A 17,812-nucleotide genomic window follows, 5' to 3' on the forward strand; every position below is an offset into this window, starting at 1 on the left:
CTTGGATAAAAAAATTACTCCGTTATCGAAACTGTTTTTGGCGATCATCTTTTTTATCCTATATGCACCGATTTTCTTTCTAATTTTTTATTCGTTCAACAGCGGCGATACGATGTATGACTTTGAAGGATTTTCGCTTGATTGGTACCGGGAACTGTTTCAGGATACAAGATTATTTATTATTGTATTAAATACGATTGTAATTGCATTGTTGTCGGCACTGATTGCGACGATCATCGGGGTGCTCGGGGCACTGGTGATTTATTTGGCGAAAAAAAGTCAGACAAAAAACACCTTAATTTCGTTAAACAATATATTAATTGTCAGCCCTGACGTTATCATCGGCGCCTCGTTTTTAATCCTATTCACGATGGCCGGAATCAAACTGGGCTTCTATTCGGTTTTGATGTCGCATATTGCCTTTAGCATTCCGATCGTTGTGCTGATGGTGCTCCCAAAACTGTTGGAGATGAGCCCATCGTTAATTGATGCAGCACGGGATCTGGGGGCGGGACGGTGGAATATTTTCACCAAGGTCATCATCCCGTACATTACACCGGGAATCTGGGCCGGTTTTTTCATGGCGCTCACTTATTCTTTCGATGATTTTGCCGTCACTTTCTTTGTAACCGGGAACGGTTTTTCGACGCTGTCCGTGGAAATTTACTCACTGGCGCGGCGGGGAATCTCGTTAAATATTAATGCCTTGTCCGCCCTCTTGTTCCTCTTTACGATGCTGCTAGTCGTGATCTATTACTTTATCACAAGAGCTTCGAAGGTTAATGGAATGGGGGTGCGCAAGCGATGAACAATTTGGTCCGATTTTTCCTAATCATCGTTGTCGTTTCCGGGATCCTGCTGGGGACGATTTCCCATTTGAACACCTCCCAGGGCTATTCCGGGAACAATACGCTGACCGTTTATAACTGGGGCGATTACATTGATGTGGAGTTAATTAAACGGTTCGAAAAAGAAACCGACATCAAGGTTATTTATGAAACCTTTGACTCTAATGAGGCGATGATGACCAAAATTCAGCAGGGCGGTACCAGCTATGATGTGGCGGTCCCGTCTGAATACACGATTGATAAAATGCGCCAGGATGATTTGCTGATTCCGCTTGACCATTCCAAACTGCCGAACTTGAAAAACATTGATCAGCGGTTTATGGATTTACCGTTTGACCCTGATAATAAATATTCCGTTCCGTATTTCTGGGGAACTGTTGGGGTTGTCTATAATCCATCTAAGATTAACGGAAAAAAAATCACCAGCTGGAATGACCTCTGGGACCCTGCTTTTAAAAATGAAATTTTGTTGATTGACGGTGCCCGTGAGGTAATGGGCATGGGATTAAATAGTCTTGGATACTCATTAAATGATACGAATAAAAAGCATTTGCAGGAAGCAAAGACGAAACTTGATAAGCTGACGCCGAATGTAAAAGCAATTGTCGGAGATGAAATCAAGATGCTCATGGCCAATGAGGAGGCTTCGATTGGTCTCGTCTGGTCTGGGGATGCTTCGGAAATCATGTCAGAAAATGAGGATTTGGACTATGTGGTGCCAAAGGAAGGCTCGAATTTGTGGTTTGATAACATGGTCATTCCGAAAACCGCTAAGAACGTAGATGGGGCGCACAAGTTTATCAATTTCATGCTCGATCCCGAGGTTGCTGCGCAAAACACCGATTACGTAGGCTACTCCACACCGAATAAGGCGGCATTGAAGTACCTGCCTAAGGAAGTTGTGGAGGATGAGCGGTTCTATCCGTCACCGGAGCTGACCGAGAAGCTCGAAGTTTACGAGAACCTAGGAAAACGAAATTTGGCGTATTATAATGAGTTGTTTTTGCAATTTAAGATGCATCGGAAATAAGACTGGGCCACGGCCTAGTCTTATTTATTTTTGGATTTTTACCGCTGAACTTGTTGTGGTCCCCTACCGGGTAAAATCAAGGTCTCTTTTTTACCGTTGACACCTTCTCTGGCACCTTACCGGGCAAATTAAAGCCTTCTTTTTTATCGCTGGACCCTCTCCTGACCCCTCTACAGGCAAAAGAAAAACGCCACAATCATCCAAAAGGTGATTGTGGCGCTCTTTTTTAATAGCTATTATCTTCTTTAAGGCTTTCTCTGTTTGTATACCAATTCGTCACTTGCGTCAGGATAGCAAAGACGAAGAAGAAGTTCATGGCCCAGACGTTGATAAACGGAGCAATTCCGCCAAATTCGATGGTTACATAGCCTTTAAGTTTCATTACAATGATTGATTCGATAAAAACAAGCACAAACCCCAACACACCCGCAATTGCCGCACGTAACATTACCGACCCCTCCAAACCATATTTCACCCTATATAAACATTGGTCAAGCTATATTTTTAACAATTCTGTGAACACTATAATAACTTCATTATATAGCAGAAACGGAGAATAAAAAAGTAAATCTGTTTATTATTTTTTAATTAAAAGCACATAATAAAAGGTGCCCTATATGGTCACCTTCCTCACTTTACAGCTTTAATAAATTCTTCTACCGTTAAAATGGTATGTTCAAAACCTAGTTTCTCCGCCAGTTGTGTTATTCCCGGAGCTTCGACATTCGCTTCTTGCAAAATATCTTTTTGGGCGAACACGTCACGTGTTTCCCCATCAAGCAGGACCTTCCCCTCGTTAAACACGATCGTGCGTTCAAAATTCTCGGCGACAAAATCCATATCGTGGATAATCGTCATGACCAGTTTCTCTTTCTCCGCAAGCTCCTTAATGATTTGGCTAATGATTTTCTTGCCGGCATGGTCCTGAGCAATGGTCGGTTCGTCTAAAATGATGATGTCTGGATCCATCGCGACAATGGAAGCAATGCAGAGCAGCTTTTTTTCCGATAGGCTTAAATCATGAGGGTTCATCTCAAGTTTATCGTCGAGGTTAACTAGCTTCAAAGCCTTGATGGCCTGATTCTCGGCTGTATGCCTTCCCATCTTAATATTGAGCAGCCCGAACATCGCTTCCTCAAGAACCGTTCGTTTGAAAATCTGATCGTTTGGATTTTGAAACACCAGCCCGACCGTTCTGGCCAATTCAGCCGCCGTTTTCAGTTTTACACTGTGATTTTGAATCAGAATATCACCTTCATCCGGTTTTAACAGGCCTTTTAGAAGCTTCACAAAGGTTGTTTTTCCGGCACCGTTTTGGCCGATAATGGCTGTGGACCTCCGGTCAAACTCCAAATTGATTCCGGAGAGCACGGGACCCTCCGCTTTATGATAGGAAAACGAAAGATTGGACACTTTTATCATTTGATCACACCTCGCAATGCCATCTCCGCATCCTCAAGCGTAACTGGGTAACAATCGGTCCCCGCATTTTTCACTCCCAATGCCCTGCACACCCTAGTATAAACCGGGGCTGTGACGCCATACGATTCCAAATCATCCCGCGAAAATATTTTTTCAGGGGTATCGAAAGCGGCAACTTTACCTTCATCGAGCAATAGAACCCGATTACAATACTGGGCGACCTTTTCCATTTTGTGTTCGGCCATAATGACGGTAAAACCCTGTTGACTAAGCTCATGAATCGCCCTGAACACTTCATCGGAACCGGCCGGGTCCAACTGGGAAGTCGGTTCATCCAGCACTAAAATTTCCGGTTTCATCGCGATGATGCCGGCGATGGCCATCCGCTGCAACTGCCCGCCGGAGAGGTCGAACGGGTTATGGTCTTTGACATGTTCTATTTTTAACAGCTTAAGCACTTCATCAATTCGTTTCAGCATTTCGTCCCGCGGCAGTCCGATATTCTCAAGTCCAAAGGCAATTTCCTCATAAACAGTCATTTTAGAGCCCGTCACTTGCGTGAAAGGGTTTTGAAACACCATTCCTACCTTTAAAGAGAGGTCGGCAATACTGTGCTGTTTGACTTCGAGCCCGTCAACCAGGACCTTCCCACCGTACGCACCCTTGTAGAAATGCGGCACAAGTCCAACCATGGCCTGGCATAATGTCGATTTCCCCGCTGAATTCTTTCCAATAACCCCAATGAATTCGCCTGCTTCCACTTCAAAGGAAATGTCATTGAGCGCCAATGTTTCGGCTAATGGATATTTATATTTAAGTCCTTGGGCAATAATTTTCTTCATAAAAAAATCCTCCAGGCAACGGCGCCCACGATAAGCAGCAGCAGTAAGGCTTGAATCCCTTTGCTATAGGCATAGGTTTTTTCCACATTAAGATAGGTCTTTGGGGTCCGTGAATTAAAACCTCTTACCTCCAAGGCCATTGCCCGCTCCTTCGTATTGATCAGCGACCCTAATACAACTGGACCCAGCAGCGGCAGAAATGCCTTAATTCGGACAAGCAGGTTCCCTTCCGTCTCCATCCCACGCGACCGCTGGGCATCGGTGATTGTACTCATTGATGCCATCATTTCTGGAATGATTTGGAACACAGAAACGATCACATAACCGATTCTTGGCGACATGCCTTTGCGGACCAATGACTCGACAAGATGTGATGGTTTGGTTGTCAGCACCAGAATCATAAATGCCCCGACAATATTGACAACCCTTAGTGTAATTTTTAATGCATAATGAAGTCCTTCCTGATACATGGCAAATGGACCGATTTGAAACAGCACCGTTTCGTTTTCCGGCCTAAACAGCCCTTGGATGATGACAACGGTAATCAGAACGAGAAAGACAAATCCGAATATCGGCAGGGTTTTTCGAAAAACACCCGCTGCCAGTATCAGCAGTAAACTGATTCCGACACAAATGAACGAGACCGTAAATGATGGTAGAATGATCGGAACCAAAATGGCAAATAAAATATAGATTAGTTTCGTGATGGGATCGACATCATGGACGAACGATTCCCTGTCCACATATAAGCTAATCGACTTCAAGAAGCCTCACCAGCTTTCCTTCAATATACCTCAATTTTCCTGTAAATTGAGACAAGGGTCAATCATTAAATGAAAACTCGCCGATTGGCGAGTCCGTTAGGACGAAGACAGAGGCGTAGTTGAATTTATACTTTCCTATTAGCTAAATGAAGACCCGCCAATCGGCGAGCCCTCATTGGTAGAGTTATAGAATTAATCCAATGTTTCCACTTTGTCATTGTTATTGTATAATTGCACGACATTTCGCGGTAATCCTTTAAAAATTCCGAAGCTGATTAACACAACCAGTAATTTATCCGGTACATCGACAACAATTTCGTCAAGGAAGGACGCCAGCCAGACCGAGTCAGTTTTCGCCAGCACGGCAGCAAAGAGTGCATCGCCCCAGACGTTTCCTGTTTGCCCGCCCCAGAAACCGATATTAATCGGTGTAGAGACAATCGTTGCCACTAACCCGATAATCAGGCCGGCAACAATCGCCTTTCCAAAGGTAGAAATATAGCCTTTGTAAAACAGAATTCCGACTGCAAGACCGATCGCCACACTAGTAATTCCATAAACGAACGAGATTGGATCAACAGTTAGCCCATAAATGATGTTGTTGATGGCACCCGCCAACGCTCCAACAACCGGGCCGCCCAGCATCGCCGCCAGGACCGTGCCGATGGAATCAAGCCATAACGGCAGTTTCAGAACACCGGCAATGAACTTTCCGATGTAGTTGACACCGACTGCCACTGGAATAAGAACCAGTGCCGCAGTAGAAAAACGGAACGACCACATGCTTTTCTTGTTCATAAAAATAACCCCCTTTTATTTTTGAAAGCTAGAATGATAGGAACTTATGGCTTCAAGTGCGGTTAAAATTTCGGCTTCTTCCCCACGCTTGCTGGCCGACTCGGCGTCGACGTAATCATTTATTCCTTCTTCCAGGTCTCCTTCTTTTTCGACAACAACATTCAAAATGGAGACAGTCTTGACACCTCGTAAGCCCCCGATGACAAACAGGGCGGCTGTTTCCATGTCCGAGGCAAAGACGCCTTTTTCGGACCAAAAGTTGTCGATTTCTTGTTCTCTATCAGTATAAAAGCTGTCATGACACCTGACAATACCTGTGTGAAAATTTATTCCTTTACTTTTAGCGGCCGTCAGGGCATGGAACAGCAATTCGGTATCGGGAACAGCAGGATAGGACTTGTCAATATAGGCATCCGGGGCACCATCGTTTCTTACTGCACCGGAAGCAATGACCAGGTCGCCAATACGCAGATTTTGCTTTAGTGCCCCGCAGCTGCCGATGCGAATCATTGCTTTTACACCGATATTTTTTAGTTCTTCGATGGCGATGCCGGCAGACGCCCCGCCAATTCCGGTAGAGGTAACCAAAATGGGAATCCCTTTATAAAGACCTCTAACTGTTTTATATTCGCGGTTATAGGCCAGCTCTTCCGGGTTCTCCAGGTATTTGGCAACTTCGGCAACGCGGCCCGGGTCTCCCGGCAGCAGGGCATACTCTGCGGCTTGCTCATTTCCTAATCTGATATGGGGCTGTAGTGTATTTATCATCATCATATGCTCCTTCAGTTGGTTTAATTGTTCGTTAGGAAATTAAATAAATAGCGGAATGGAGAGGAAAAAATTTCTGGCATTTTCTAGTTCAATATTACCAAATATATGAATCCTTTGTTAGTTTTATATGAAAAAAGGTGCCTGACACCATTAGAGATGCCGGCACCCTTTCAATACTTAAAATGTTGCTAACATGTCCCATGAGGTTCCATCGACGCCAATTTTTTGAAAGCCGAATCGTTTGTATAACTGAAGGGCAGGGTTGTTGGGATCGACACTTAAGGAAATGCCAGGGTGTCCTGCTTGTTTTGTGAGTCTCAGCATTTCAGCAAGCAGGGCAGTGCCAATTCCTTTTCCGCGGTATTCAGGCAATAAAGCCATTCCTAAAAGCGGAGTCTTTTCGTCAACATATCCATACGTTTTATTGGTTTCATCGAATAACCGCACCCATACGGCTCCGATTGGCGTATTATCTCTGTGCATAGCAATAAGCGCTTGATCACCTGTTCTACCCCAGCCTTGCAGCGATTTTGCAATTTCCGGTTCGTTAAGAATATCCCTTGAAAGTCGCGGTTCGCCTTCAGGAATATAGATGGCCTGATAAAGCATCTCCCATAGGAAATCCTTGTCCTTTTCCATACCTAATCTAATACTATAACCGTTCAAAATATCACCCCATCTATGTTAGACGATTCTTTCAAAAAAAAGTTGCCTTATTTTGGGTTAGTTGGTATATTGGAAGGGATTTTTAAAATTTTGGTGAATTTTTTATAGATAGACAAATATATTAGAGGTGATAAAAATGGAGATTGTCGGATTTGGCGGTGTTTTTTGGAGAACCAGACAAATGGATGTTTTAAAAGCCTGGTATAAAGAGGTCCTTGGGCTTTCCATGGAGGATTGGAATGGAACAATTATAACACCAGGTTCCGGAAATCAAACGGTCTTTTCGTTTTTTTCCGAGAATAGTGACTATTTTCCAAAAGAGCAGTCTGTTATGTTAAATTTTCAGGTTAAAAGTATGGAGGAATGTTTGAAGCATCTTGAACAAAAAGGGGTTCCTCTCCTTCGTGATCCTGAAATAAGCGAATTTGGTACATTTGTTTGGATTGCAGATCCTGAAGGAAGATGGATTGAGCTGTGGGAAAAATAAGCGAAGCCAAAATGGAGCCCCCAATGAAGGACTCCATTTTCTTTATTTTATTCGAAGTTTATAATCTCCCTTAATCCAGGACGGAAAGTAGACCAGTTCTAATGAGATAGGATTTATTTGGTTTTGCAGTGAAGGTATATTCACGCCGATTTCCATTACCCCGTTCTCGAAACCACTTTGCGAGGAACCCCATTCAGAGGCAATCTCCTCCCCATTCCCATCCACTTTTCTTGTAAAAAGAAAATAATTAAATTCTTTCCCAGGTTTAAAATTAAAATAAATCGCATCCTTCTCTACCCTTAGTTCACTAAAGTAGTTTTCCTTTGGCTGTTTCAGGATCTCCTGCTTTTCAGTATCCACCACCACAAACACTTCATCTTTATTAACCGCTTGAAGCTTATTTAACACCAAATACAATTCCTTTGGCTGTTTAAAATAATTGCTCTGCAGATAGACGATTGCTTCATCAGGCGAAATTTGACTGGAGATAATGCCATTATTTATTTTATTCCAAGCCTCACCGTTCTCATCCACAAGCCGTAAATCTTCAAAATTAAGAATCCGTTTTGAATTTTCAGGGTCCATTTTTACATGGATGGCCGCTCTTAAAGGATAAACTTTAGCATCGATGAAGGTGATCTTCTGACCTTGGATGGTCACCGTTTTATTTAATTTATAGGTTTCCCCCCTTAAACCGTTTTGTCTATATATTAGACTAGGAAGTTGGCAAAAGGATTTAATTTTTTAAAAATTTTTTTAAGATGGCGAGCTTATGGGACATGAAAGGTATTGAAATAACGTTGGATGTAAAGGTAAAGTTGACATATGTTTAAATCGAGTTCGAATGAGGGAGTGTTAGACAGTTTGAAGACTGGGGAGGATATTATTCAGGCAATTAATGATGATAACTGGATGATGGGAATCTTGACGTTGGTAAAAACTTTGAACTTGCCTGATTGGTGGGTATGCGCTGGATTTGTACGTTCAAAGATATGGGATGTGTTGCATGGGTTTGAGGCTAGGACTCCCCTTCAAGATGTGGATGTGATCTATTTTGATCCAGTAAATACAGGTGAAGCTGATGAAAAGATCCTTGAGGGCAAGCTGAAAGCCTTGAGGCCGGATATCCCTTGGTCTGTAAAAAATCAAGCGAGGATGCATGTTATTAACAATCTGCCTCCCTACTCCTCTGCAGTGGACGGAATTTCGAAGTTTCCGGAAACGGTCACGGCTTTGGGAGTCAAGCTTGATGAAAATGATCGTATCATTTTGGCAGCACCTTGGGGTATTGGGGATGTGATAGATTTGTTGGTTAAACCCACACCGCTATTTTCCAATGCTGAGTTAAAGAGGGTCTATGATGTACGTATTAATAAAAAGAATTGGAAAGCGACTTGGAAGTTATTAAAAATTACGTAACTGAGACTGCATGCACGTAGAAGTTGTGCTACGGTACTAAAAGTGGAAATCTTCACAACTTCCACACAAGTTCCTTATAAATTCTTCACAAGTTTTTTATAGTATAAAAGTAACTTATTAAGAAATAGGTTCGCCTGAACTCATTTCTTAAAACTTCCCATAATTTTGATTGGTGCTGACACCAATCTATTTTTTTGTTCTGAACAGCCCCTGCCATTTTGACAAGGGGCTTTTTTTAGTATGTCTTTGCTAATGTCTGGCTCTCGGTTTCAAATGGGTTTTCTTCAATTTCAAAGCCAAGGTCATTGATCAATTGGTAATCCTCCTTAGCCCCTTGACCAGCGGTAGTTAAATAATCGCCGACGAAAATGGAGTTGGCGATAAATAGCCCAAGGTTCTGGAGGGAACGCAAATTAAACTCACGCCCGCCGGAAATACGAATTTCTTTTGTTGGATTAATAAATCTAAACAAGGCTAGGATTTTAAGACAGCGGATTGGTGTTAGTTCATTTAAATTCTCAAGTTTCGTTCCTTTGATCGGATGGAGGAAATTGACTGGGATGGAGTCGGCATCCAGTTCCTTCAGTGCAAATGCCATGTCGATAATGTCATCGTCAGTCTCACCCATTCCACAAATAACCCCAGAACAAGGAGAGATTCCTGCTTTTTTTACGTTCTCAATGGTTTGCACTCTGTCATCATAATCATGAGTCGTAGTAATGTTAGCATGATGGTTCGCGCTAGTATTGATGTTATGATTAAAGCGATCTACCCCGGCCGCCTTCAGTTTTACTGCCTGCTCTTCATTGACTAATCCCATACAGGCACAAATTTTAATTTCCTCAACCTCGTTTTTAATTTCCTGAACCGCAGAAATGACTGTGTCAACCTCATTATTCGTCGGTTTCCGCCCGCTCATGACGATACAATATGTACCTATTTTGTTTCTTTTTGCTTCCTTTGCCCCCTCAACAATTGTCTGCTTGCTGATCAGAGTGTAGCGGTCGATTTCGGTTTTCGCTTTACTGGATTGGGCACAGTAACCGCAATCCTCCGGACAAAGCCCGCTTTTTGCATTAATAATCATATTCAGTTTTACCTTTTTGCCGTAATGCCTTTTACGAATTTCAAAAGCTGCATTGACCAGGGATAGCAGCTCATCATCCTTTGACAGCAAAATTTTCTCAGCTTCCTCCCTTGTCAACTGGTAGCCATCGAGTACGTTTTTAGCCAGGTTTAACCAATCCATATCATCACCTCTTTTAATATGTTAACCATTAATTAAATTAGGTTAACAATTAAATTATAAATCACGCGGACTTATATTTAAACAATCTATTATAGACTTTGGCTAAATCAGGAAATTCGGCCTAGTTAACCCAAATCTTCACAACTTCCACACAACTTCCCCCTAACTTCTACACAACTATTCTATATTATAAAGGTAACTTAATTAGGAAATAGGTTCACTTGAACTCATTTCTTAAAACTTCCCATAATTTTGATTGGTGCCGACACCAATCTATTTTTTTTGCCTTTTTTATCTAAACTATAGACCATTGTACGATTGACACTATTTCCCAGCAGTTGATATGATTCTATTAAAAAGTACTTCGAAAGCGGGGAATTAGAATGAGCTCATACACTTTTCAACCAACTCTTGATTTTGCCAGAAAGCTAGACAGCGAGGATCCACTAGCTTCATTTCGCCAGGAATTTTACATAACGCCCAATTGTATTTACATGGATGGGAATTCATTAGGATTGCTTTCAAAACGTGCAGAACGCGCACTGCTGAATTCCTTGGAAGATTGGAAGAACCACGGAATTGACGGCTGGACAAAGGGGAAACAGCCATGGTTTTACTTGGCGGAACAATTGGCCGAAAGGCTGGCTCCGCTCGTAGGGGCAGTTGCAGACGAAATAATTGTAAGCGGTTCCACTACTACCAATCTACATCAGCATATTGCAACGTTTTACAAACCCACTGGGGCAAGGACTAAGATTTTAGCAGATGAATTGAACTTTCCCAGTGATCTATATGCCCTGAAAAGCCAGCTGCAATCCCGCGGTCTTGACCCAAAGGAACATTTGATTCTTGTTAAAAGCCGGGATGGCAGAATCCTCGAAGAAGACGATATCATCGAGGCAATGACCGAAGAGGTTGCGACCGTGATCCTGCCGACTGTCCTCTATAGGAGCGGTCAAATCCTAGATATGGAACGGTTGACGGCCGAAGCCCATAAACGAAACATTTTAATCGGCTTTGACGCCTGCCATTCGATTGGCGCCATTCCTCATTCCTTCAGCGAATGGGACGTTGACTTTGCCTATTGGTGCAACTACAAATACTTGAACGGCGGACCAGGCGCAGTCGGCGGTTTGTATGTGAACCGCAGACATTTCGGCACTTCGCCGGGCTTAGCCGGCTGGTTCGGCTCCGATAAAGAAAAGCAATTTGACCTTGAGATTGAGTTTACACCAGCAAGCACAGCTTCAGCTTACCAAATCGGCACGCCGCATGTGTTAAGTATGGCTCCATTAGTCGGCTCCTTGGAGATTTTCGCTGAAGCTGGCATCGACCGTATACGAGAAAAATCACTTCACCTTAACCAGTATATGATGGATTTGATTGAAGTCGAGCTTGCCGATATGGAATTTGTCATCGGCAATCCAAGGGAAAATTTGCGCCGCGGCGGGCATGTCAGTTTTGAACACAAAGAAGCGGCCCGAATTTGCAAGTCGTTGAAGGAAAACAGAATCATTCCGGACTTCCGTTCACCAAACATCATTCGCCTTGCTCCGGTTGCCCTTTATAACACCTATGAGGACGTATGGCAGGTTGTGCAGACTCTCAAAACCATCATGACAGAAAAGCAATACGAAAAATTCGTGAATGAGCGGGAAGTCGTTGCATAACAAAACTAAATGGCGATATTTTACTTAAAAAACCTTAGGTGTAGTGGGAGGAAAGTTTATGGTGAATAAGCAAACTCAAGGTCAAAATGGCCCTGGGGCTGGACTAAAGCGGGATTTAAGTACGGCGCAGCTAACCATGATTGCGATGGGCTGTGCCATCGGGACAGGTCTGTTCCTCGGAAGCGGCCTTGCCATTAGTTTGGCGGGTCCCGCGGTTTTAATCAGTTACGCTGTCGGGGCATTTATTGTCTTACTGTTGATGGGCTGTTTAGCCGAAATGACGGTTGCTCACCCGTTAACAGGGTCGTTTGGCTTCATTGCTGAAAAGTACATTTCGCCGATGGCAGGTTTTCTCGTCCGCTATTCCTATTGGATTGCCAATGTCCTCGCCGTCGGTGTAGAGGTAAGTGCGATCGCAATATATATGAATTACTGGTTTCCAGACGTACCGGGAATTGTGTGGATTTTGCTGTTTGGTGCCGTGCTTATTTATGTCAATGCTACTAGTGTCAACACCTTTGCGACCTTTGAATATTGGTTTTCAATGATCAAAATTAGTGCGATCGTTATCTTTATCCTTCTTGGCGCTTACGTTTTATTTGGCTCCTCTGCCGGTAGTGAGATGGGACCTGAAACATTGGTCAATGATGGAGGGTTTATCCCATTTGGCTGGTGGGGAGTCTGGGTCGCCATCTTTATTTCCTTGTTCAGCTTTTTAGGAACAGAATTAATTGCGGTTACCGCTGGGGAAGCGAAGGATCCCGACGTTGCCGTTCCTAAAGCATTAAGAGCGACTGTCTTCCGTTTATCCACCTTCTATGTTGTCACTCTTGCTATCATGTTGATGATCGTCCCATGGAAGTCAGCGGGAGTGGATAAAAGCCCGTTTGTTAAAGTAATGGAAATTTTAAATATCCCTGGCGCTTCCGGGATTATGAACTTTATCGTATTAACGGCAGCCCTGTCAGCGATGAACAGTCAGTTATATTCATCAACAAGAATGATGTATTCCTTATCACAGGCAAAATTTGCACCTGCTATTTTCGGAAAGGTCAGTAGAAGAGGCGTGCCATTTTCTGCCCTCGCAGTTTCAGCTGTAGGCATTATTTTGGCAGCTGCCGTCAGTGCGTTATTCCCAGGTACCTCCTATGCGTTCATGATGGGAATTTCGATGTTCGGTGCCATTTTTACATGGCTGATGGTTTTCATTTCCCATTTATATTTTAGAAAAGCATGGGAAAAATCAGGTGGACGCAAGCTACCCGTGAAAATGATGGGTTTCCCGTATTTAACGATTCTTGGAGCCGTCCTGCTAGTTGCTTTAATGCTGTCCACATGGGTGACTGATTTTAAAATTCTGCTGCAGTTTGGGGTTCCTTGGTTAATCTTCCTGTCAATCGCTTACTTTTTTATCAATAAGAGAAAAGCGGCAAACCCGGCACAAGCAGTCGGACATGTAACAAAAAGCATAAAATGAGCAGGAGGCCAAGTGAAATGGAAAAGAAGGACACAGAAAGCCGTGAACACAACAAGACATTAGGCCCCGAACATGAAATTCAAACAGATTTTAAAAAAGAAATGTCATATGGTGACTACCTTCATCTTGAACAGATATTGTCGAGCCAACATCGGCTTTCGGATCACCACGATGAGATGCTATTTATCATTATTCATCAGACAAGCGAGCTATGGATGAAGCTGATTCTGCATGAGTTGGAGGCGGCCATTGCGTGCATTCTCCGTAATGATTTAGAACCGTCGTTTAAAATGCTGTCGCGTATCTCACGGATTCAGCAGCAGTTAATCCAGTCATGGAATGTGCTGACGACGATGACACCGGCGGATTATATGCAGTTTCGTGATAAGCTTGGTCATTCCTCCGGCTTCCAATCCTATCAGAACCGGCTAATCGAATTTTCTTTAGGGCAAAAAAATGCGCAGACGCTTGCCGTTTACAGGCATCAGTTCAACTTGTATGAGCGGATGAACGCAGCTTTGCATGAACCGAGTATTTATGATGCCGCCATCACAGCCCTTGCCGCTCACGGATTGCCGGTTGATGAGACAGTACTGAAACGTGATTGGTCGCAGGTCTATGAACCGAACCCAAGTGTCGAGGAGGCATGGCTGACCGTTTACCGGAATACCGAAAAATATTGGGATTTATACGAGCTCGCTGAAAAGCTTGTAGATGTCGGCAATCAGCAGCAGCTTTGGCGATTTAACCATATGACCACGGTGGAAAGGATTATTGGCCATAAGAAGGGCACGGGCGGATCTTCCGGAGTGACCTATTTGAAACGGGTGGTCGATCAGCAATTTTTCCCGGAGCTGTTGAGCCTGAGAACAAAGCTGTAATACACTTAGGATATCTTGGTTTGGAGGCTGGTTTTATGAAAAAATGGATCGATATTTCACAGCGGCTGGACAATCAGGTTCCTGTCTGGCCGGGCGATACCCCTTTCAGCTACAAAGTGTGCTGGAGCAAGGAGGAAAGCGGGTCCGTGAATGTCGGAGAAGTAACGATGAGTGTCCATACCGGCACTCATATTGATGCGCCGTTTCATTTCGATAATGATGGAAAAAGAGTCATTGATTTGGATATTGAGTTGTATATCGGGCCGGCGCGGGTGATTTATGTTCCGAATGTGTCGAGTATCGGTGTGAAGGAATTGGCCGGTGTTGATTTGGATGAAGTTACGCGACTGTTGATTAAGACGGATGCTTGGAAAGATCGTGGAGGGTTTCCTGATTCAATTCCCCCGATTGAACCGGAGTTAGCGGAGTTTCTTGCGGGTTATGGCGTACGGTTGCTTGGACTCGATCTTCCGTCTGTGGACGCCTTGGAGAGTAAGGAGCTGTTGGCGCACCATGAACTTAGCCGGTTTGGGATTCATATTCTAGAGGGATTGGTGTTAGACGGTATTGAGCCAGGAGATTATGAATTGGCTGCCCTGCCGCTTCCGTTGGCGGATGCTGATGGGAGTCCGGTACGTGCGGTGATTCGAAAATTGGACTAAACCTTAACTTTTGTTAAAGGCCTATTGATATAGAGGCCAGTTTAAAAGGGGAACTTCTTATTATTACAGGTAGCCAATCAGCTTTATTGGCTACCCTTTTACATCTTTCTCATTGTGTTCGGTCGCCAATCGCCTCTATTGGCTACCCATTTTTCCTTTTCTTCATGCACTCGGTCGCAATCACCTTCATTGGCTACCCATTTTACTAATTCTCTCAGCCCCGAAAATAGACCAAATTTTTCAGCTGTTATAACGATTTATTTCTTCCACCAGCGTTTGCAGGGCCTTTCCTTGCGGTGAGGATGCCATCGCCGCACAAATTTCATCGCTTTTTCCCTCAAGGGTTTCCAGATGATTTAGGAGCGTAACACTCGTAAGATGATCTTCTTCCAGTGTAAGAGAAAACCCCTTTTCCGCGAATGCTTTGGCATTTAAAATTTGGTCACCCCTACTCTGCTGCAGGCCTAACGGAATAATCAGCATTGGAATCTTTAATGCTAAAAATTCAAAAATCGCGTTCGACCCGCCTCTAGTGATCACAAGGTCTGTGGCCGCCAAAATGTCGGGCAGTTCGTCATGGACATATTCAAATTGTTTGTAGCCGGAGACACCTTCTAAGCTTTGGTCTAGATTGTTTTTTCCGCACAAATGGACGACTTGGTACTTTGCCGTAAGCTGCCCCAAGGCATCTCTGACGGCTTCATTAATTTTTCTGGCGCCCAAGCTGCCGCCCATAATCGTTAAAATCGGCAGCCCTCCATGGAAGCCGAGAAATCTTCTACCTTTCTCCGCAGACCCAGCCAGCACTTCCTTCCGAATCGGCGAACCAATCGCCACTGCCTTATCATTTTGAAAAAATTTCACTGTCTCATCAAAGGAAGTGAAGATCTTTGTCGCAAACCGCTGTGAAATTTTATTGGCCAGTCCTGGTGTCATATCGCTCTCATGAATGAAAATCGGGATCTTTAAAGACCGCGCTGCAACAATCACAGGAACAGAGACAAACCCGCCTTTGGAGAACACCAAATCGGGCTTTAGTTTTTTTAAAATCCTTCGTGCGTCCAGGCATCCTTTCAGGACTCTGAACACATCAACGACATTTTCAAAGTCGATATATCTCCTCAGTTTTCCGCTGCTAATGCTATGATAGGGGATCTGAATTTTTTCAATTAATTCCTTTTCAATTCCTTTTTTCGACCCAATGTATTGGATATTCCAATCATTTCGGATTTCACTGATAATCGCCAAATTGGGGGTTACGTGACCGGCCGAGCCCCCTCCGGTGAACACAATCGTTTTCTTCGACATACTGCCTCCTAAAAAGCCCAACATAATAAGATAATTATATGTATTTCGGGCTGGCAATACCATTTTTTCTTTTTAATTATTTTGCGATAATTCCATGCTTGTCCCTTACAAAATAATCTCATACCGAATACATTGTATTAACCTCACTAAAGGAGGTGATGGGTATGTCAGGCTATGGTGGTGGATACGGCTCAAACAGCTTTGTGTTGATTCTCGTTCTGTTCATCCTACTAGTAATTGTAGGAACTCATTTTATGGGCGGCTACTAATTTTGGACAACCCTCCTTATCCGTTCGGTTTTGAAGCGTGGTCACACGCTTCTTTTTTTCACGAGAAAAGACCAAATCCCCTATCAGATTTGGTCTTCTTCTATCTAAGCTACTTTAATCGCCTTGCCGAACGGTACCCTTGGCAAAAATTCACCTGGGACTAGCCAAAACATTTCATAATCGACTTCGATCTCCTCGGAAAAAAATCCAGTGACATCGGTAATATAAAACAGCGTATCAACCTTTTCTTCTGCTGCCCACTCAAGTACTAATGTATAAGAAGATTTCCCATGATTATGGTACTGGATCGAATCACTTTTTATCGGTGAAATGCTTCTAATTTTAAAATCTGCTTGAACCAAAATCGTATCAGGTTTAACCGTTTCAAACAGTTTCACTATGTTATTAATGAGAATGGTTGGCGCTTCGCTGCTGGAAGTATCGACTGCCAAAGCAACCTTTTTATCTTGGCGTTCCTGAATCATTGATAGGATCCTTTTATGCCATTTCAACACCGTTCCCCCTTTGCTTTAATGAGCAAGCGCTATTATTTTCGGTAAGAAACAGCCCGTTTATGATTGGATATTTACGGCAGGAGGATTTTTTTAAAAAATAAAAATTTGTTTGCCGGAAATAATATATAAGATATTCCCCCTCCACCCCTTTTTTAAAATTTGTTCTGTCATTACAATAGATTTACCAACTAATTACAGGGGTGAACTTGATGGGTTTAAAATTGTATTCGGTACTATGGGAAGAGTTATGCTGCATCCAATTACAGTGATTGAAACGATCAGCACTGCCTTCATGGTGATGTTCCTATTTGGTGTTGCTTTTATTGTTCCGAAGAGGTCTCGAAAAATTGGCTTGTTGCTGGCAGCTACAGTGACATTCAGTATGGGGTTATTTTTTGCTGTACGGCCGTTGTGGATTGATTATCGTGTCGGCATAAAAACAGAACAGCTTAATCAATACTTGGCGGAAAAATACCCAAATGAAACGTGGGAGATTCGGCGTAAGGAAGGCCGGCAGTTTAATCCATATCATCTTGATGTCAAATTTGAAAATGAGCCAGAATGGATTTATACCTATTTTGTGAAGGATTTAAGGATCTCACAGCTTGGTCTAAGCGTCCCGAACGAACAGATGCCGAATGAAGGGAAACACTATGAATCAAGGAAATAGTATAAATTGGGGACGTCCTTGCCCGGACGTCCCCTTTTGGTTTATAGAGGTTTCCTGCCGCAGG

Annotated in this window: 21 protein-coding genes; 10 read left to right on the forward strand and 11 right to left on the reverse strand. The window is 43.4% G+C overall.

Annotated features, from left to right (window positions below; translation table 11 throughout):
• Window position 1 precedes the first annotated feature (1 nt).
• Window positions 2–808: an ABC transporter permease gene (locus M3234_RS09275; protein WP_262304452.1), complete on the forward strand. Its 807-nt coding sequence runs from the start codon at window positions 2–4 to the stop codon at window positions 806–808.
• On the forward strand, window positions 805–1,878 hold the full coding sequence (locus M3234_RS09280; RefSeq protein WP_262304453.1) for an ABC transporter substrate-binding protein: 1,074 nt from the start codon (window positions 805–807) through the stop codon (window positions 1,876–1,878). The genes M3234_RS09275 and M3234_RS09280 overlap by 4 nt, the downstream gene beginning before the upstream one ends.
• Before the next feature lie 226 nt (window positions 1,879–2,104).
• On the opposite strand, the gene M3234_RS09285 is transcribed toward M3234_RS09280, so the two are convergent.
• From M3234_RS09285 to M3234_RS09315, 7 genes are all read right to left on the reverse strand, one after another.
• Window positions 2,105–2,326: a hypothetical protein gene (locus M3234_RS09285; RefSeq protein ID WP_262304454.1), complete on the reverse strand. Its 222-nt coding sequence runs from the start codon at window positions 2,324–2,326 to the stop codon at window positions 2,105–2,107.
• A gap of 182 nt (window positions 2,327–2,508) precedes the next feature.
• The gene (locus M3234_RS09290; protein ID WP_262304455.1) at window positions 2,509–3,300 is read right to left on the reverse strand and encodes an energy-coupling factor ABC transporter ATP-binding protein; all 792 of its coding nucleotides are present in this window, start codon (window positions 3,298–3,300) and stop codon (window positions 2,509–2,511) included.
• Entirely contained in the window at window positions 3,297–4,142 is an 846-nt protein-coding gene (locus M3234_RS09295) for an energy-coupling factor ABC transporter ATP-binding protein (RefSeq protein WP_262304456.1), read from the reverse strand. Before M3234_RS09295 ends, M3234_RS09290 begins: the two co-directional genes overlap by 4 nt.
• Window positions 4,139–4,906, reverse strand: coding sequence for an energy-coupling factor transporter transmembrane component T family protein (locus tag M3234_RS09300; RefSeq protein ID WP_262304457.1), 768 nt, complete (start codon window positions 4,904–4,906; stop codon window positions 4,139–4,141). Before M3234_RS09300 ends, M3234_RS09295 begins: the two co-directional genes overlap by 4 nt.
• A 192-nt stretch (window positions 4,907–5,098) precedes the next feature.
• Window positions 5,099–5,704, reverse strand: coding sequence for an ECF transporter S component (locus M3234_RS09305; protein WP_262304458.1), 606 nt, complete (start codon window positions 5,702–5,704; stop codon window positions 5,099–5,101).
• Between the two features lie 15 nt (window positions 5,705–5,719).
• Window positions 5,720–6,472 (reverse strand): nucleoside phosphorylase, encoded by a 753-nt coding sequence (locus M3234_RS09310; RefSeq protein ID WP_262304459.1) that lies wholly within the window; start codon window positions 6,470–6,472, stop codon window positions 5,720–5,722.
• A 180-nt stretch (window positions 6,473–6,652) separates the two neighbouring features.
• The gene (locus M3234_RS09315) at window positions 6,653–7,141 is read right to left on the reverse strand and encodes a GNAT family N-acetyltransferase (protein ID WP_262304460.1); all 489 of its coding nucleotides are present in this window, start codon (window positions 7,139–7,141) and stop codon (window positions 6,653–6,655) included.
• Between the two features lie 136 nt (window positions 7,142–7,277).
• Between M3234_RS09315 and M3234_RS09320 the strand changes: the two genes are divergently transcribed.
• Complete coding sequence (locus M3234_RS09320) at window positions 7,278–7,628, forward strand: VOC family protein (protein WP_262304461.1); 351 nt, start codon at window positions 7,278–7,280, stop codon at window positions 7,626–7,628.
• A gap of 42 nt (window positions 7,629–7,670) precedes the next feature.
• Here the strand turns inward: M3234_RS09320 and M3234_RS09325 are convergent, their stop codons facing one another.
• A complete protein-coding gene (locus M3234_RS09325; RefSeq protein ID WP_311315634.1) occupies window positions 7,671–8,369 on the reverse strand; it encodes a DUF5643 domain-containing protein in 699 nt (232 codons plus the stop codon).
• A gap of 171 nt (window positions 8,370–8,540) precedes the next feature.
• On the opposite strand from M3234_RS09325, the gene M3234_RS09330 reads away from it, so the two are divergent.
• A complete protein-coding gene (locus tag M3234_RS09330) occupies window positions 8,541–9,047 on the forward strand; it encodes a nucleotidyltransferase family protein (protein WP_396953940.1) in 507 nt (168 codons plus the stop codon).
• Window positions 9,048–9,282: 235 nt separating this feature from the next.
• On the opposite strand, the gene bioB is transcribed toward M3234_RS09330, so the two are convergent.
• Window positions 9,283–10,296: a biotin synthase BioB gene (gene bioB / locus M3234_RS09335; protein WP_262304464.1), complete on the reverse strand. Its 1,014-nt coding sequence runs from the start codon at window positions 10,294–10,296 to the stop codon at window positions 9,283–9,285.
• A gap of 383 nt (window positions 10,297–10,679) precedes the next feature.
• Here bioB and kynU point away from each other — a divergent pair, with 383 nt between their 5' ends.
• From kynU to kynB, 4 genes are read left to right on the forward strand one after another with little or no spacing between them, the layout of a single operon-like run.
• On the forward strand, window positions 10,680–11,966 hold the full coding sequence (gene kynU, locus M3234_RS09340) for a kynureninase (protein ID WP_262304465.1): 1,287 nt from the start codon (window positions 10,680–10,682) through the stop codon (window positions 11,964–11,966).
• A 58-nt stretch (window positions 11,967–12,024) separates the two neighbouring features.
• The gene (locus M3234_RS09345; RefSeq protein WP_262304466.1) at window positions 12,025–13,443 is read left to right on the forward strand and encodes an amino acid permease; all 1,419 of its coding nucleotides are present in this window, start codon (window positions 12,025–12,027) and stop codon (window positions 13,441–13,443) included.
• Window positions 13,444–13,460: 17 nt separating this feature from the next.
• Complete coding sequence (kynA, locus tag M3234_RS09350; RefSeq protein ID WP_262304467.1) at window positions 13,461–14,324, forward strand: tryptophan 2,3-dioxygenase; 864 nt, start codon at window positions 13,461–13,463, stop codon at window positions 14,322–14,324.
• Between the two features lie 35 nt (window positions 14,325–14,359).
• Window positions 14,360–14,986 carry an arylformamidase gene (gene kynB / locus M3234_RS09355; RefSeq protein WP_262304468.1) on the forward strand — a complete coding sequence of 209 codons (627 nt, stop codon included), beginning with the start codon at window positions 14,360–14,362 and terminating at the stop codon, window positions 14,984–14,986.
• A gap of 240 nt (window positions 14,987–15,226) precedes the next feature.
• Here kynB and M3234_RS09360 read toward each other — a convergent pair whose 3' ends face one another.
• Entirely contained in the window at window positions 15,227–16,294 is a 1,068-nt protein-coding gene (locus tag M3234_RS09360; RefSeq protein WP_262304469.1) for an undecaprenyldiphospho-muramoylpentapeptide beta-N-acetylglucosaminyltransferase, read from the reverse strand.
• 164 nt (window positions 16,295–16,458) lie between these two features.
• Between M3234_RS09360 and M3234_RS09365 the strand changes: the two genes are divergently transcribed.
• Window positions 16,459–16,563, forward strand: coding sequence for a YjcZ family sporulation protein (locus M3234_RS09365; RefSeq protein ID WP_262304470.1), 105 nt, complete (start codon window positions 16,459–16,461; stop codon window positions 16,561–16,563).
• 104 nt (window positions 16,564–16,667) lie between these two features.
• Here M3234_RS09365 and M3234_RS09370 read toward each other — a convergent pair whose 3' ends face one another.
• Window positions 16,668–17,075, reverse strand: coding sequence for a VWA-like domain-containing protein (locus tag M3234_RS09370; protein ID WP_066306690.1), 408 nt, complete (start codon window positions 17,073–17,075; stop codon window positions 16,668–16,670).
• Window positions 17,076–17,325: 250 nt separating this feature from the next.
• Between M3234_RS09370 and M3234_RS09375 the strand changes: the two genes are divergently transcribed.
• The gene (locus M3234_RS09375; protein WP_262304471.1) at window positions 17,326–17,748 is read left to right on the forward strand and encodes a hypothetical protein; all 423 of its coding nucleotides are present in this window, start codon (window positions 17,326–17,328) and stop codon (window positions 17,746–17,748) included.
• Window positions 17,749–17,812 lie beyond the last annotated feature (64 nt).

The organism is Neobacillus niacini (assembly GCF_023715785.1).
GTDB lineage: Bacteria > Bacillota > Bacilli > Bacillales > Cytobacillaceae > Neobacillus > Neobacillus niacini_E.